The sequence below is a fragment of the Burkholderia sp. Ac-20345 genome (assembly GCF_017104825.1).
GTDB classification, from domain to species: Bacteria; Pseudomonadota; Gammaproteobacteria; order Burkholderiales; family Burkholderiaceae; genus Burkholderia; species Burkholderia lata_B.
In genome coordinates, this window is sequence record NZ_JAAGPO010000088.1 from 25221 (window position 1) to 40170 (window position 14950).

The 14950-nt window shown below is 68.1% G+C and carries 19 protein-coding genes; 3 read left to right on the forward strand and 16 right to left on the reverse strand.

From position 1 onward, the window contains the following. Positions 1-25: 25 nt before the first annotated feature. The 11 genes from G3O06_RS27490 to G3O06_RS27540 all read right to left on the reverse strand — a co-directional run bounded on the left by G3O06_RS27490 (position 26) and on the right by G3O06_RS27540 (position 7289). Positions 26-550, reverse strand: coding sequence for a hypothetical protein (locus G3O06_RS27490; protein WP_174970732.1), 525 nt, complete (start codon positions 548-550; stop codon positions 26-28). Between the two features lie 5 nt (positions 551-555). Beyond that, on the reverse strand, positions 556-1173 hold the full coding sequence (locus tag G3O06_RS27495; protein ID WP_205818117.1) for a hypothetical protein: 618 nt from the start codon (positions 1171-1173) through the stop codon (positions 556-558). A gap of 142 nt (positions 1174-1315) precedes the next feature. Further along, on the reverse strand, positions 1316-2098 hold the full coding sequence (gene fliR / locus G3O06_RS27500) for a flagellar biosynthetic protein FliR (protein WP_205818118.1): 783 nt from the start codon (positions 2096-2098) through the stop codon (positions 1316-1318). 23 nt (positions 2099-2121) lie between these two features. Beyond that, positions 2122-2394 carry a flagellar biosynthesis protein FliQ gene (gene fliQ / locus G3O06_RS27505; RefSeq protein WP_069746335.1) on the reverse strand — a complete coding sequence of 91 codons (273 nt, stop codon included), beginning with the start codon at positions 2392-2394 and terminating at the stop codon, positions 2122-2124. 19 nt (positions 2395-2413) lie between these two features. Next, positions 2414-3175, reverse strand: a complete 762-nt coding sequence (gene fliP / locus G3O06_RS27510) for a flagellar type III secretion system pore protein FliP (RefSeq protein WP_174970723.1) — start codon at positions 3173-3175, stop codon at positions 2414-2416. Positions 3176-3211: 36 nt separating this feature from the next. Further along, a complete protein-coding gene (gene fliO / locus G3O06_RS27515; RefSeq protein WP_205818119.1) occupies positions 3212-3790 on the reverse strand; it encodes a flagellar biosynthetic protein FliO in 579 nt (192 codons plus the stop codon). After that, a complete protein-coding gene (gene fliN, locus G3O06_RS27520) occupies positions 3787-4278 on the reverse strand; it encodes a flagellar motor switch protein FliN (protein ID WP_011350466.1) in 492 nt (163 codons plus the stop codon). The genes fliO and fliN overlap by 4 nt, the downstream gene beginning before the upstream one ends. Beyond that, on the reverse strand, positions 4271-5269 hold the full coding sequence (fliM, locus tag G3O06_RS27525) for a flagellar motor switch protein FliM (protein WP_205818120.1): 999 nt from the start codon (positions 5267-5269) through the stop codon (positions 4271-4273). The genes fliN and fliM overlap by 8 nt, the downstream gene beginning before the upstream one ends. 22 nt (positions 5270-5291) lie before the next feature. After that, positions 5292-5828 carry a flagellar basal body-associated protein FliL gene (gene fliL / locus G3O06_RS27530; protein WP_174917328.1) on the reverse strand — a complete coding sequence of 179 codons (537 nt, stop codon included), beginning with the start codon at positions 5826-5828 and terminating at the stop codon, positions 5292-5294. Between the two features lie 248 nt (positions 5829-6076). Further along, the gene (locus G3O06_RS27535; RefSeq protein ID WP_174970715.1) at positions 6077-6799 is read right to left on the reverse strand and encodes an LrgB family protein; all 723 of its coding nucleotides are present in this window, start codon (positions 6797-6799) and stop codon (positions 6077-6079) included. Positions 6800-6812: 13 nt separating this feature from the next. Beyond that, positions 6813-7289: a CidA/LrgA family protein gene (locus G3O06_RS27540; protein WP_175006559.1), complete on the reverse strand. Its 477-nt coding sequence runs from the start codon at positions 7287-7289 to the stop codon at positions 6813-6815. A gap of 139 nt (positions 7290-7428) precedes the next feature. On the opposite strand from G3O06_RS27540, the gene G3O06_RS27545 reads away from it, so the two are divergent. After that, positions 7429-8355 carry a LysR family transcriptional regulator gene (locus G3O06_RS27545; RefSeq protein ID WP_011350471.1) on the forward strand — a complete coding sequence of 309 codons (927 nt, stop codon included), beginning with the start codon at positions 7429-7431 and terminating at the stop codon, positions 8353-8355. A gap of 60 nt (positions 8356-8415) precedes the next feature. On the opposite strand, the gene G3O06_RS27550 is transcribed toward G3O06_RS27545, so the two are convergent. Continuing rightward, complete coding sequence (locus G3O06_RS27550; protein WP_205818121.1) at positions 8416-9978, reverse strand: DHA2 family efflux MFS transporter permease subunit; 1563 nt, start codon at positions 9976-9978, stop codon at positions 8416-8418. Between the two features lie 177 nt (positions 9979-10155). Then, positions 10156-10647: a MarR family transcriptional regulator gene (locus G3O06_RS27555; RefSeq protein WP_174917324.1), complete on the reverse strand. Its 492-nt coding sequence runs from the start codon at positions 10645-10647 to the stop codon at positions 10156-10158. A gap of 173 nt (positions 10648-10820) precedes the next feature. On the opposite strand from G3O06_RS27555, the gene G3O06_RS27560 reads away from it, so the two are divergent. Both G3O06_RS27560 and G3O06_RS27565 read left to right on the forward strand, forming a co-directional pair. Continuing rightward, positions 10821-11105: a multidrug ABC transporter ATPase gene (locus G3O06_RS27560; RefSeq protein ID WP_174998697.1), complete on the forward strand. Its 285-nt coding sequence runs from the start codon at positions 10821-10823 to the stop codon at positions 11103-11105. Positions 11106-11373: 268 nt separating this feature from the next. Next, positions 11374-12945, forward strand: coding sequence for an efflux transporter outer membrane subunit (locus G3O06_RS27565; RefSeq protein WP_205818122.1), 1572 nt, complete (start codon positions 11374-11376; stop codon positions 12943-12945). Positions 12946-12967: 22 nt separating this feature from the next. Here G3O06_RS27565 and gspN read toward each other — a convergent pair whose 3' ends face one another. The 3 genes from gspN to gspL all read right to left on the reverse strand — a co-directional run. Continuing rightward, the gene (gspN, locus tag G3O06_RS27570; RefSeq protein ID WP_205818126.1) at positions 12968-13756 is read right to left on the reverse strand and encodes a type II secretion system protein N; all 789 of its coding nucleotides are present in this window, start codon (positions 13754-13756) and stop codon (positions 12968-12970) included. 31 nt (positions 13757-13787) lie between these two features. Then, positions 13788-14294, reverse strand: a complete 507-nt coding sequence (locus tag G3O06_RS27575; RefSeq protein WP_205818123.1) for a type II secretion system protein M — start codon at positions 14292-14294, stop codon at positions 13788-13790. Beyond that, positions 14291-14950, reverse strand: a 660-nt coding sequence (gene gspL, locus G3O06_RS27580) for a type II secretion system protein GspL (RefSeq protein WP_205818124.1), incomplete at its 5' end; no start/stop codon positions are given. The genes G3O06_RS27575 and gspL, both read right to left, overlap by 4 nt.

Below are 14950 nucleotides of genomic sequence, written 5' to 3' on the forward strand. Positions count from 1 at the left end.
GGCTTCGCCATGCACGGCTGGTCTGTTAAACCGGTGCGATGCCGCCGAGGTCGATGCGAGTCAGATTCCCGTCCTGCGCGGCAGTAACCGACAGATTCGGTGCGATCGCGTATCTGACCGACGCATCGTCGCGCCAGATCAGGGAGAGGCAGCGTGTCACGTTGTCATAGGCGACGGCCGGTTCGCGGACGTTCGCGCGACCGAGCGCGTCAAACACCGCGCTGAAGGTCGGCGTATGCGGCGAAACCGGAATGGGTGGCGGTGTATCGGCTTTTTGCCAGTGATCGGCATTGGTATAGAAGTCGAATGAACACAAGCGGCCTGCGCCGTCGAGCGTGAGCGTCAAGCTGCCGGCGGTGATGACGTGACGGGTTTCGGACGGCACGCCAAACTGGTCGTCGAGTCGGTCGCGCAGGACGGATGGCCGCGCCGTCCGATTGTCAGGCGCATGGCGAATGTCGCAGGAGAGCGTGAAGCAGTCCTCGTCCCATTGCATGCAGGCGATCGCGGGCGCAGCGAGCGGCGCGGCACGAACGATGATCCCGGTCATATTGGCTAACGCTTGTAGACGAAATGCAATACCGTGTAATCGCTTTCGCGAACGACGACCTCGAGCTGATAGTGAACGCCTCGGTGCGTCATCGGTGCAGTGTACTGGAAGATGCCACGATGTCCTTTGGGATCCGGCATGCGCTTGCCGTGACGAATGGCAAGTCGAAGAATGTGAACCGGCACGAAGCGCCAGGGTTCTTGCATATGCGCGAGCGGAATGGCGGCAAAGCGTAGTTGCCTGCTTGACGAAGCGGCGAAGCGCGTTCTGAGGCCGGATAATGCGGATCGACCGATGATCGCGTGAGTACCATACCCACCGATCTTCGCCATCGCGCGGGCACCCGATCGCCACACGGCACCGACAACGAAAATCGCATCGATCGGATCGATAAGCGGCGCTTCCAACGGCTTCTCGGTGACCGAAATGCACGTGCCATCGAGGTCGGATATATATGCGACGCCACCGATTTCCGTACGGTATCCGATGATGGCGTCCAATTGACTGTCAAACAGCGGCTCCGCATGAATTGGCAGATTCGAGGGCCGGATTTCGAACAAGGCGGAAGATACTGGCGCGCGACCACGCCATACGTGTGCCGCTTCTGTACCCGTGTAGAGCATGCTGGACGATCGACCCTCGGCGAGGTCGTTTTGATGGATGAGTCCGCCAGCGTATTTTTCGCGAACGCCCGAAGCAATCGGACACGTTCGAAAAACGAGGGTGCGGCGCGAAAACCCCTCGCGCTTGACGAGTATTGCCGACTCAGCGCCAGCCGGTCAGCACGCGCCCCATCGCATCCAGCCCCATGTCGAACAGGTGCGCCACGAACGGCACGAGGTTCGGGATCATCAGTTGCACGAGCAACAGCCCGACGAGCATCGTGACGGGAAAGCCGACCTGGAACACGCCGATCTGCGGCGCCGCGCGGTTCAGGATGCCGAGCGCGAGGTTCGCGATCAGCAGCGCCGCGACCACCGGCAGCGCGAGCAGCAGCCCCATCTCGAACACCGTCGTGCCGAACGCGGCGAGCGTGCGCCAGCCGGGCGCGTGCAGCAGGTCGGCCGACACCGGCAGCGACTGGAACGATGCGGTGAGCGCGGCGAACACCTGCAGGTGGCCGTCCACCGCGAGGAACGCGAGCATCGCGACCGCGTTCAGGAAGCGGCCCATCACGGGCGTCGTGCCGCTCGTGTGCGGATCGAAGAAGGTGGCGAAGCCGAGCCCCATCGACAGCCCGATGAAGTCGCCGGCCGCCTCGACGGCCACGAACACGATCTGCATCGTGAAGCCCATCGCGGCGCCGATCAGGAACTGCGTGACGAGGATCCAGATGCCCTGCGCGGAGAACACGGTGACGTCCGGCATCGCGCCGAGCGTGGGTGCGACGACCAGCGCCATGAACGCGGCGAGGCCGATCTTCACGCGTACGGGCACCGCCGCGTGGCCGACGACGGGCGCGGTCGCGACGAGCGCGAGCATCCGCACGAACGGCCACAGGAATGCCGTGAGCCAGCCGTTGAGCTGCGCGTAGGTAACCGAGAACATCGCCGCCGGGTGGTGCGCGCGGCTCAGCCGACGCCGAGCGTCGCGACGTGCAGCAGCGTCTGCCGCAGGTAGTCGAGCATCGTCGTCATCATCCACGGGCCGGCGATCACGAGCGTCGCGGCGACCGCGAGCAGCTTCGGGATGAACGACAGCGTCGCCTCGTTGATCTGCGTCGCGGCCTGGAACAGGCTCACGACGAGGCCGACCGCGAGCGCGACCAGCAGCAGCGGGGCGGCCAGCAGCAGGCCGACCATCATCGCCTGGTGCGCCAGGGTCATCACTTGTTCGGGCGTCATCGTGCGATTCCTCCGCGGCTTACGTAAAGCTCTGCGCGAGCGAGCCGATCAGCAGCTGCCAGCCGTCGACCAGCACGAACAGCATCAGCTTGAACGGCAGCGATACGGTGGACGGCGACACCATCATCATCCCCATCGACATCAGCACGCTCGCGACGACCATGTCGATGATCAGGAACGGGATGAAGACCGTGAAGCCGATCTGGAAACCCGTCTTCAGCTCGCTCGTGACGAACGCCGGCACCAGCAGCGACAGCGGCACGTCCTCCGGGCCCTGCATCGGCGCGGCCTTCGAGATCTTCGCGAACAGCGCGAGATCGGTCTCGCGGGTCTGCTTCAGCATGAAGGTCTTGAACGGCGCGACGCCGCGCTGCACCGCCTGCTCCATCGGCATCGAACCGTCGGAGAACGGCTTGTAGCCGTCGTTGTACGCGCGGTCGAGCACCGGCGACATCACGAAGAAGGTGAGGAACATCGCGAGGCCGACGAGCACCTGGTTCGGCGGCGTCGTCGAGGTGCCGAGCGCCTGGCGCAGCAGCGACAGCACGATGATGATGCGCGTGAAGCTCGTCATCATCAGCAGCATCGCCGGCAGGAACGACAGCATCGTGAGCAGCAGCATCGTCTGCACGCTCAGCGAATAGGTGGTGCCGCCGTGCGGGCCCGGGCTCGCATTGAACGCGGGCAGGCCGTTCGCCTGCGCATGGGCGAGCGCGGGGGCGAGGCAGAGGATCAGCACGGGCGCGAAGCGCGCCGCGCGATGCAGGAATGCGTGTTTCATCGGAATGCGGGGTCGGAAAGAGGGCGCGGCGCCATGTCAGCGGTCCTTGCCGCGACCGAGGCGCTTCGCGGCTTCGCCCGCGAGCGCGTCGCGAAACCGCGAGCCGAACGTGCCGGGCAGGCCGCCTTCGGACGGTGCGGCGCTGGCGGGTGCGTCGGTCGAAGCCGAAGCCACTGTCGCGGTGGCCGCTGCCGAACCGGCCGGCAGCGTATGCAGCAATCGCACGTTGCCCGGCGCGACGCCGAGCACGAGCCAGGTGTCGCCGATCTCGACGATCGTCGCGCTTTCCTTCGCACCGACCGCGACGCTCGACACGACCTTCAGCGGGCCGCCGCGGCGCGCGTGCTGGAAGCCGAAGCGGCGCGCGAGCCATGCGCATGCGAACACGAGACCGATCACGACCGCGAGCCCGACCAGCGTCTGCAGCACCGCGCCGATGCCGAGCGACGGCGCGGCCGAGCCGACCATCACGCTCGACGCGATCGCCCCGGCGTTGTTCACCGCGTTCATGTCGGCGGCGCCGGCCGGCGTGCAGGCAAGCGACGCCGCAAGGGCCGCGGCAGCCGCCGCCACGCTCGCGACGCGCACGCGGCGGCCGGGCGCGACTACGTTCACCGGTTCAGCTTCCGGATGCGTTCAGCCGGCGTGATGATGTCGGTCAGACGGATACCGAACTTGTCGTTGACGACCACGACCTCGCCCTGTGCGATCAGGCAGCCGTTCACGAGTACGTCCATCGGCTCGCCGGCCATGCCGTCCAGCTCGACGACCGAACCCTGCGCGAGCTGCAGCAGGTTGCGGATCGCGATCTTCGTGCGGCCGAGCTCCACGGTCATCTTGACCGGGATGTCGAGGATCATCTCGATGTCGTTGTGCGTCGAGCTTGCCGCAGCCTTCGACAGCGGCTGGAACACGCCGGCGCCCGTCGCGCCCGCCTGCACCGGCTGCTGGTTCTGCTCGGCGAGCGCGGCCGCCCAGTCGTCCATGCCCGGATCTTCTTCCGCCGCGGCAGGTGCCGCCTGCGCGGCGGCGGCCGATGCCGCGAGGGCCGCGTCGGCCATCGCTTGTGCGTCGTCCTCGGGCGTCTGGTTCAGCTCACTCATATCCACCTTCCTTCATCGAATCGCCCGCGCCGATCATCTTCTGCACGCGCAACGCATATTGACCATTGAAAATTCCGTAGCCGCATTCCATCACCGGCACGCCGTCGACCTTTGCGGTGATCGTGTCCTCGATTTCCAGCGGCAGCACGTCGCCCGCGCGGAGGTTCAGGATCTTCTCGAAAGTCGACGAGATCTCGGCGAGATTCGCGGTCAGCTCGACCTCGGCGGCCTGCACCTGCTGCGACAGCACGCGCACCCAGCGGCGGTCGACTTCGAGCGCCTCGCCCTGGATCGGCGACGCGAGCACGTCGCGGATCGGCTCGACCATCGAGTACGGCATGCAGATGTGCAGCGTGCCGCCGGTCGGCCCGAACTCGATCGAGAACTGCGTGACGATGACGATCTCGTTCGGCGTCGCGACGTTCGCGAACTGCGTGTGCATTTCCGAGCGCACGAATTCGAACTGCAGCGGCCGCACGCTCTTCCATGCGGTCGTGTAGTGCTCGAACACGAGGTTCAGCAGCTTGCCGATGATCCGCTGCTCGGTGGCCGTGAAGTCGCGGCCCTCGACGCGCGTGTGAAAGCGCCCGTCGCCGCCGAACAGGTTGTCGACGACGAAGAACACGAGGTTCGGGTCGAACACGAACAGCGACGTGCCGCGCAGCGGCTTCACGTGCACCAGGTTCAGGTTCGTCGGGATCGGCAGGTTGCGGGTGAACTCGCTGTACTTCTGCACCTTTACCTGGCTGACGGAGATTTCCGCCGTGCGCCGCATGAAGTTGAAGATGCCGATCCGCAGCAGGCGCGCGAAGCGGTCGTTGATGATCTCGAGGCCGGGCATCCGGCCGCGGACGATCCGCTCCTGCGTCGCAATGTTGTAGGGGCGGACGCCCGATGTGTCGCGCTGCTCGTCGACTGAATCGGTTTCGCCCGTGACGCCCTTGAGGAGGGCATCGACCTCCTCCTGGGACATGAACTCCTGGTGACCCATACGCGCTCCTTTCGCGGCCGCGTTACTGGACGACGAACTCGGTGAACAGCACGTCGTCGACCTTCGCGCGCTGGTTGCCCGGCTGCGTCGGCTGCTCGATCAGTTCCCGCAGTTCCTTCGCGAGCGAACGTTTGCCGTCCGGCGTCGCGAGATCCTCGGGATGCTTGTTCGACAGCGCGAGCAGGATCCGGCTGCGGATCTCCGGCATCCGCGCGGTCAGTTGCTCCTGCGCCTTCGAGTCGGTGAGCTTCAGCGACAGGCCGACGCGCAGGTAGTGCTGCGCGCCGTCGTCGGACTGCAGGTTCACGGTCAGCGGGTCGAGCGGGAAGAACACCGGCGCGGCGAGCGGCGGCGGCTCGGCGGGCGCGCTCGCGTGGCCCACGCCTTCCTTGCTCAGGAACACGTACATGCCGCCGGCTGCGGCGGCCGCCGCGCCCAGCGCGATGACGGCGATGAGCGCGATGCGCTTGAACTTGCCGGACGAAGCCGGCTTGTCGGCGGTCGGGTTTGCGGTCGTGGAGGCCATGTGAATGCGTGCGTGATGTCTCGTAGCATGCATTGTTCGGCATCCGGGCCGAGCCCGATGGGTGGAAAAGAGGGGGGATTTGCGGCTATCTCAGCCGATTGTCGGCCGGGTGTCGGCCGGATGCAGGGAAAGTGGGGGCGGAAAGGGGCGGCGGGCCGGCGGCCGGAGCGGGTGTGGCAGGGAGGTAGCGCCGTTCCCGCCGCACGGAGCCAGCCGCGCCGATGGCGGCAGGCACGATTTCACGGGGCCGCGCCGGCGCCTGGCGGGCGTCGGTCGCCCGGTCAGATCGGCAGCAGCGTCAGGAGCGGCGCGATCAGCACCATCGCGACGCCCGCGATCATCATCGTGAGGCTCGACACGACGCCTTCCTCGCTGCCGATCTCGCGCGCCTTCGCGGTGCCCACGCCGTGGGCGGCCGCGCCGAACAGCGCACCGCGCGCGAGCCGCGTGCGCATCGGCACCAGCGCGAGCACCAGTTCGCCGAGCAGCATCCCGCAGATGCCGGTCGCGATCACGAAGAGGGCAGTGAGATCCTTCGGCGCGTGGATCTTGTCCGACACGGCGAGCGCGAACGGCGTCGATACCGAGCGCGTCATCAGCGAGCGCTGCAGCTCGGGCGACAGGTGCAGCAGCTTCGCGAGCAGCAGCGACCCGCACACGCCCGCGGCGATCCCGACTGCCACGCCGACCGACAGCGACAGCCAGTGGCGGCGGATCAGGTCGCGATAGTCGTAGATCGGCACCGCGAACGCGATCGTCGCCGGGCCGAGCAGCCACATCAGCCAGCGCGTGTCGTGGAAGTAGACCGAATACGGGATGCCGGTCAGCAGGACGAGCAGCACCAGCACGCCCGGCACGAACACGAGCGGCGAGAACAGCAGCGTCTTCTTGTACGCGTAGAGCCGCTTCGACGCGAAATACAGCACGACCGTCAGCACGAAGCAGCCGAACGAGATCGCGGTGTTCGCCTGGTCGGCGGACAGGTTCGACAATGCGGCAAGCATGGCAGGCTCCGGCTCAGTGGGCGGACGCGGCGCTCAGGCGCGTGCGGCGGCGTTCGGCGAACACGCGCTGCGCGGCGAGCCGGCGCTCGAGCTTCGCGGCGAGGTCGACCGCGACGGCCACCGCAACCATCACGAACGCGGTGCCGGCGAGCATCACCAGCGCGATGCGCCAGCCGTCTTCGCGGAACAGCCCGCCGTACTGCACGGCCGCGACGGCGGCCGGCACGAAGAACAGCAGCATGTCGGACAGCAGCCAGTTCGCGCCGTCCTTCACCCATGCGGGCGCGACGCGGCCCGAGAACAGCAGCACGAGGAGCACCGCGAGGCCGATCACGCCGGACGGAATCGGCAGCCCGATCTTGCGCACGGCCCAGTCGACCGCCATCCACAGCGCGCCGAGCGCGGCGGCCTGCAGCGCGATCCGGCCCGTGCGTGCCATGCTGCCCGAAGCGGCGGGGCGGGCGGCGAGTGCGGCGGTCGGCTTGGTCATGGCAGGCTCCCTACAGATATTCCGTTGATGGTGTGAGTATAGGGTTTCCCCTAACCATAAATAAAATGACTTGTCTCTATCCTTGTCATTCCAATTCGGAATTCACCTTTGATTGCCGCACCATTTTGGGGAGACATCGATGGAATTGCGCGCGCTGCGGTACTTCGTCGAGGTGGTTCGTCAGCAGAGCTTCACGGCGGCCGCCGACAAGCTGTTCGTGACCCAGCCGACCATCAGCAAGATGGTGAAGGCGCTCGAGGACGAGATCGGGTCGCCGCTGCTGCTGCGCGACGGCCGGCAGATGGTGCTGACCGACGCGGGGCGGATCGTGTTCCAGCGCGGCCAGGACGTGCTCGCCGCGCAGGCGCAGCTGCAGTCGGAGCTGAACGACCTCGGCACGCTCGGGCGCGGCGAGCTGACGATCGGGATCCCGCCGCTCGGCGGCTCGCTGTTCACGCCGATCATCGCCGCGTACAAGCAGCGCTACCCGAACATCGAGCTGAAGCTGTTCGAGCAGGGCGCGCGGATGATCGAGGCCGCGCTGACGTCGGGTGAACTGGAACTGGGCGGGCTGCTGGAGCCGGTCGACCCCGGCACCTTCGAGCGGTTGCCGATGGTGCGTGCGCCGCTATGGCTCGTCGCGCCGCGCGAGTCGCGCTGGGAGGATCACGCGGCCGTGCCGCTCGCGGATCTCGCGCGCGAGTCGTTCGTGTTCTACGCGGAAAGCCTCGCGCTGCACGATGCGGTGCTGGACGCGTGCCGGCAGGTCGGTTTCACGCCGTCGATCGTGAGCCGCAGCGGCCATTGGGATTTCATGGCCGCGCTCGTGCATGCGGGCGTCGGCATCGCGCTGCTGCCCGAGCCGTATTGCCGGCGGCTCGACGCGGGCCAGTTCACGTGCCGGCCGATCGTCGAGCCGGAGATCACGTGGGCGATCGCGCTCGGCTGGCTGAAGAAGGGGTATCTGTCGCACGCGGCGCGCGCGTGGCTTGAAGTGGCGCGGGCGACGCTGCCGATCGCGCCGGGTGACGACCTGGCGTTCGGCGGGTTGCGGGCGAGGGAGTGACGCCCGCCGAGGCGGGCGGTAAAGCGAACGAGGCGGGCGCAGCGGCCCGCCGCCGCACGGTCAATGCCCCATCGCCGGCCCCGCGCCCTTCCTCGGCTTCGTGATCCACACGAGCGCCGCGAGCGCGCCGAACATGAACGCCGACAGCAGGAAGAAGTCGTTGGTCGCCATCATGAAGCCTTGCTGCGTGACGAGCTGGTTGAGCTGCGCATTGGCCGTCTGGCCGACGATGCCGAGCTGCGACAGCGCGCCCTGGTAGTCGGTCGTGCTCTGCGCGTACACGCTCACCGATTCCGACAGCCGCGCATGGTGGTAGATCGCGTCGTTCTCCCAGAACGTCGAGCTGGCCGCGGTGCCGATCGCGCCCGACAGCGTGCGCAGGAAGTTCGACAGCCCCGACGCGCTCGCGAGCCGGTCGTCGGAGATGCTCGACAGCGTGATCGTCGTCATCGGCACGAAGAAGCAGGCCACGCCGATCCCCTGCACGAGCCGCGGCAGGATCACATGGTTGAACGGCACGTCGAGCGTAAACGTCGAGTTCCAGATCGACACGCCGGCGAACACGATGAACGCGAAGCTCGCGACCATCCGCAGGTCGAGCCGGTGCATGTTGCGGCCGATCAGCGGCGACAGCACGAGCGCGAGCAGCCCGACCGGCGCGGTCGCGAGGCCGGCCTTGCCCGCCGTGTAGCCCATCACCGTCTGAAGCCACAGCGGGAAGATCACGACCGAGCCGAAAAACGCCATGAAGCCGAACGAGATGATCAGCGCGCCGAGCGCGAAGTTGCGGTCCTTGAAGAGCGACAGGTCGACCACCGGCTCCTTCTCGGTTGCCTCCCACACGAGCATGAACGCGAGCGACACGACCGCGATCAGCGCGAGCGCGACGATGAACGTCGAGTTGAACCAGTCGCGGTCCTTGCCGAGGTCGAGCATCATCTGCAGGCACGACACGCCGATCACGAGCAGCGCGAGGCCGACCGCGTCGATCCGCTGCTTCGTCGTCTTCGTCTCGCGGCCGCGCAGCAGGAAATACGCGCAGACCGCCGAGAAGATGCCGATCGGCAGGTTGATGTAGAAGATCCACGGCCATGTGTAGTTGTCGCTGATCCAGCCGCCCAGCAGCGGGCCGAAGATCGGCGCGACGATCACCGTCATCGCCCATAGCCCGAGCGCGAGCCCGCGCTTCGCGGGCGGGTAGCTGCGCATCAGGATCGTCTGCGACAGCGGCACCATCGGCCCCGACACGAGGCCCTGCAGCAGCCGGAACGCGATCAGCGTCTCGAAGTTGGTCGCGAAGCCGCACAGCGCCGACGCGATCGTGAACGCGAGCACCGACAGCGTGAACAGGCGCACCTCGCCGACCCGCCGCGCGAGCCAGCCGGTGAGCGGCACCGCGATCGCGGACGCGACCGAGTACGACGAGATCACCCAGGTGCCTTCGCTCGTTGCGACGCCGAGGCTGCCCGAGATGGTCGGCACCGCGACGTTCGCGATCGACGTGTCGAGCACTTCCATGAAGGTGCCGAGCGCGAGCCCGACGGTGAGCAGCGCGAGCGCTCCGCCGGACAGCGGCGCAGGAGCGGCAGCGGGGGCGGCGGCGGATGCCGTGGTGGCGGACATCGGAATCTCCTAGACGCGGCGCGCGCGACGCGCCGGCACAACGCACGGGGGTGCGCCGCAGCGCAGCCCGGCCGGGTGGAACGGATAAGGGAAAAAAGGGAGCACGTGCCCTGTCATCTTCTGCCCAGACAGATAAATAAGCGAACGTTTAACCTAGACATGGGATCTCCGCGCACATCAGCAGTCCGCTTCGTCGTCGGGTTTCGGGCAACCGGTCGTACCGGGCCCGTTGGCGATGAAGCGTTGCAGCAGGCCGGTGAGCGTCGCAAGCTCGTCGGCCGAGAAACCGTCGAGTTGCGCGTTGAGCGCGGTCGCGATCAGCGACGGCAGCGCACGGGCGGCTTCGGCACCGCGTTCGGTCAGCGTCAGCTCGATCATCCGGCGGTCCTGCTCGCTGCGCGAGCGCGCGACCAGCCCCTTGCGTTCGAGGCGGTCGAGCATCCGCGTCATCGATCCGCTGTCGTACGACATCTTGCGGGACAGCTCGAACGGCGTGCGCGCATAGCCGCGCGACAGCAGCAGGATCACGCCGATCTGCTGCGCGGTGAGGTCGAGCGGCTCGAGTGCGCGGTCCATCCGCTCGACGAGCGCCTGCTTCGCCTTCGACAGGTAATAGCCGAGGCTCGTTTCCAGCGCGATGTTCTCGGGATCGTAGAGGCCGCCGGTCATGCGATTGCGTGCGCAGCAATAGTGCGTTTCCGATTTAGACGCGCCCAGTATCTTGAAAATTGATTGCTTAGTCAATATTATTTGAGGCAACCAGTTACGACGTGCATGTTGCACTGCCGGAGACTATGTTCTGACCGATTCGCCCGCGCTGCGGGCACCCGAGGATGTTCGCGATGCTGTTCCTGAAAAATGCCGCCGGCGCGCTGCGCCGCAACCTGACCGATACCGCTCACCATGTGTTTTCCGGGCCGCACCGCGGCTGGAAGATCGCGCTGTACGTGGCGATGCTGGTGGTGCCCGGCGGCTCGCTCGCGGCGCTCGGGGTCGCCTGGTTCGATCATCGCCGGCAGCGCAGCGCGAAAGACGGCGCTCGCCGCACGGGCCAGCCGGCCGCAACGGAGCCATCGACATGGCGGTCCGCCGCCGAACCGCTCCCGCTGCCCGCGCGCTGCCACTGACATCGCGCGTCTCCCGCCTGCCTGACCGCTCCGGCTGAGCGCCGGGCGCGCCACGCCCGGCCGGCGTCGCACGCCCGGCATCCTGTCAGCGAGCCGTAATGGCCGGTAAACCGGCCGCTCGCGCCGGTAACACATTCCTGTCCCCGCGCACCGTACCCTTGGGGCTGCGCAGCTTTCCCGCCGTCAGTTACCATTTGTCCGCCAGCGGCACGACGACCGCATCGCGCGACGCCGCTCGCCGGACGTCGCGCCCAGACAGGAAAAAACCATGCCGTACACCTCCCTCCCGCGCGCCCTTCGCCCGCTGAGCGCCGCCGTCGCCGTCGCGACGGCCGTGCTGCTCGCCGGCTGCGCCGTCGGGCCCGACTATCACCGGCCCGACACGTCGATCCCCGCCGCGTACAAGGAAGCGCCGGCCGGCTGGAAGGTCGCGCAGCCCGCCGACCGCGCCGACCGCGGCGCGTGGTGGACGGTCTACAACGATCCGCAGCTCGACGCGCTGATCGGCAAGCTCAACACATCGAACCAGACCATCGCGCAATCGGCGGCCGCGTACCGGCAGGCGCGCGCGCTCGTCACCGAGGCGCGCGCCGCGTATTTCCCGACCGTCGGGTTGACCGCGTCGGGCTCGCGCGCCCGCACACCGCGCACGTCGGTGTCGTCGGGTTCGTCGTCGAGTTTCAGCAGCGGCTCGTCCGGCTCGATCAACAACAGCTACAGCGTCGGCCTCGACGCGAGCTGGGAACCCGACCTGTGGGGCAAGGTGAGCCGTACCGTCAGCGCGCAGCGTGCCGGCGAAGCGGCCGCTGCGGCCGATCTCGCGAACGCGCGGCTGTCGCAGCAGGCGCTGCTCGCGCAGACCTATTTCCAGCTGCGCACGTCCGATGCGCTGCAGAAGCTGCTCGACGACACCGTGAAGTCGTACGGACAGTCGCTGAAACTCACGCAGAACCAGTACGCGCAGGGCGTCGCCGCACGCGCGGACGTGATCCAGGCGCAGACGCAGCTGCAGAGCGCGCAGGCCGCGTCGATCGACAATGGTGTTGCCCGCGCGCAATACGAGCATGCGATCGCGACGCTGATCGGCGAACCGGCGTCCACTTTCTCGCTGCCGCCGAACCCGCTCGCGGCCGAGCCGCCGATCACGCCGGTCGACGTGCCGTCCGCGATCCTCGAGCGCCGGCCCGACATCGCGGCGGCCGAGCGCCGTGCGGCGGCCGCGAACGAGCAGATCGGCGTCGCGATCGCCGCGTTTTTCCCGACCCTCACGCTGTCGGCCACCGGCGGCGTCCAGAGTTCGGTGTGGTCGCAGCTGTTCACGTTGCCGGCGCGCTTCTGGACGGTCGGCCCGCAGCTCGCGGCCACGCTGTTCGACGCCGGGCTGCGCGCCGCGCAGACCGACGCCGCGCGCGCGACCTACGACCAGGACGTCGCCGCGTACCGCCTCGCGGTGCTCACCGCATTCCAGGACGTCGAGGACAACCTCGCGTCGCAACGCATCCTCGCGCAGGAAATCGACGTGCAGCGGCAGGCCGTCGACAGTGCCGAGCATTCGCTCGCGATCGTCACGAACCAGTACAAGGCCGGCACGGTCGCCTACCTGAACGTGCTGACCGCGCAGACCACCGCGTTCACAGCGCAGCAGAAGCTCGCGACGATCGCCGGGCAGCGGATGACGTCGTCGGTCGGGCTCGTGAAGGCGCTCGGCGGCGGCTGGAACGTATCGGAGATGGCGCGCGAGAACGGCGACGTGGCGGCTCCCGCGCCCGTGCCGGCGTCCGGTGCGGCCGCGCCCGCGGCCAACTCACCGTCGGTCGCCGCACCGCTCGCGCAGAAGTAGGAAGGAAAGGGCGACGCGCGCGTCAGCGCTGCGCGTCGCCGAAGATCAGCGACACCTCGTTGTTGCCGAGCGGGTGGCCGAGAAGGTTCAGCAGCCCCGCGAGGTTCGCCTGCTGCTCGGGCGCCGAATGCGCGGTGCCGCGGAACGCGCCCTGGCCAGGGCCGAAGTTGCCGTGGCCGTCGAGGAACAGCGGGCCCTGCGTCGTCGACAGGTCGAGATCGGCGCCGGCACCCTTCGCCTGCAGCACCGCGCGGTACGACCCGAGCGGCTTCACGCGCGATACGCGCGAACTCATCGAATCGATCGTCACCGTCAGCTGGCCGAACGCGTTGTTGCCGATCAGGCGCCAGTCGCTCCAGCCGAGCCGCACGTCACCCTGCAGGTCGAGCGTGTTGAACGGCGTGCCGAGCCCCGCGAGCAGCGATGCGGGCACGGCCATCGTGCCCGCCGACAATACCGCGCCGCGCCACGTCGCATCGAGCGTGACCGCATCGGGCATCGCCTCGGTCTGCCGCATGCGCATCTGCACGCGCCCGGTCAGCAGCGGCCAGAAGCCCGTGGTCCATTCGACCCGGCCCGGCAGCAGCGTCGCCGCGCTCTGATCGGCCCCCGGCGCGAGCATCAGCGTGCCCGAACCGTGCCACAGCGACCCGTCCGGATCGACGAGATTCACATGCCCGCCGGTCGCGCGTGCGAACTGCGGCGCGATCCACGCGGCCGGCGCGAGCGCGACGAGCGTCACCGCCGTCGCCAGGCCACCCGCCAGTACCCACGGCAATGCGGTGGCGAGCCGCTTGATCCCCGGCCTCATCGGCCGGCCGCCACTTGCGTCATCCACTGCGTCATTTCTGCATAGACGGTTGCATCACGGCCGTCAGGTCGACCTGGCCGTCGTCCTTCAGCGCGGTGGCATGCGCCTCGCCGACCTGCACCTTGAACTGTCGGCGCGCATCGTCGAGCCACTGCGTCCACGCCGGGAACGACACGTTCTTCATCTGGACCTGCACGCCGTTGCCGACGATCTGCACCTGCGCGCCCTGCAGCCCGTGATCGGACAGCGACGCGGTCAGCGCGTCCTTCAGCGCGAGGCCGGTCGGTGCCACGCCCTGCGCGGCGGCCGCCAGCGACTTCGCCTCGTTCGCCTGCGCGGTCATCTGCGCAAGCTCTTGGCGCATCGTCGGCAGCTCGCGCTGGATCCGCGCGCGGCCTTCCTGCGCGGGCGACCACAGCACCGAATACGCGATCGCGACCGCCAGTACGGCGCCGCCCCAGCCGAGCAGCATCTTTTCGCGCTGGGAGCGCTCGCCCCAGAACTGGGCCAGCGTCTGGTTCAGTTGTTCCGTCTTCATGAGCGGCTCCGGATCGTCCATTTGCCCGTATTGCTGTCGACTTCGCCGGACAGTCCGTTACGCGCGAGGCGCTGCGTGAAATCGGGATCGACCTTGACCTCCGGCTTGAAGCCGACGTCGAGCCGCCGGTCGTGATAGTCGAGCGACGCGATGCCGTTCAGCGGCAGCGCGCCCATCGAACGCGACAGCCCGCTCGACAGCGCGAGGAAATCGTTCGGCGACAGCTCGCCGGCCGCCAGGCGCAACTGGTCGAGCTGGCGCTGCATCTGCGCGGGCGGATCGAGCACCGTCGTCGTCTTCGGGAACGCGGACAGCAGCGTCTCAGTGATCTGCGCGGACAGCGCATCGCGCTCGCGCGACAGCTTCCACCAGTGCAGGTTCATCCCGATCACCGCCACGCCGAGCGTCGCCGCGACGAGGGCGAGCGGCACGCGCAGGCGCTTCACCGTCGCGCGGTCAAAGCGCCACGGCTGCGATTCGAATTCGAACTGGCACAGGTCGAGCTTCTCGGTCAGCGCGCGCCGCGCGAACGCGTCGAACGACAGCGGCGCGGCGCCCGGCAGCAACGGGCCGCCGTCGGTGCGTCCGACCGATGCCAGGCGAGGCTCCGCGCCCGGTTCGCCGAGTTCGTACAGTTCGACGTCGCCGCCGCCCGC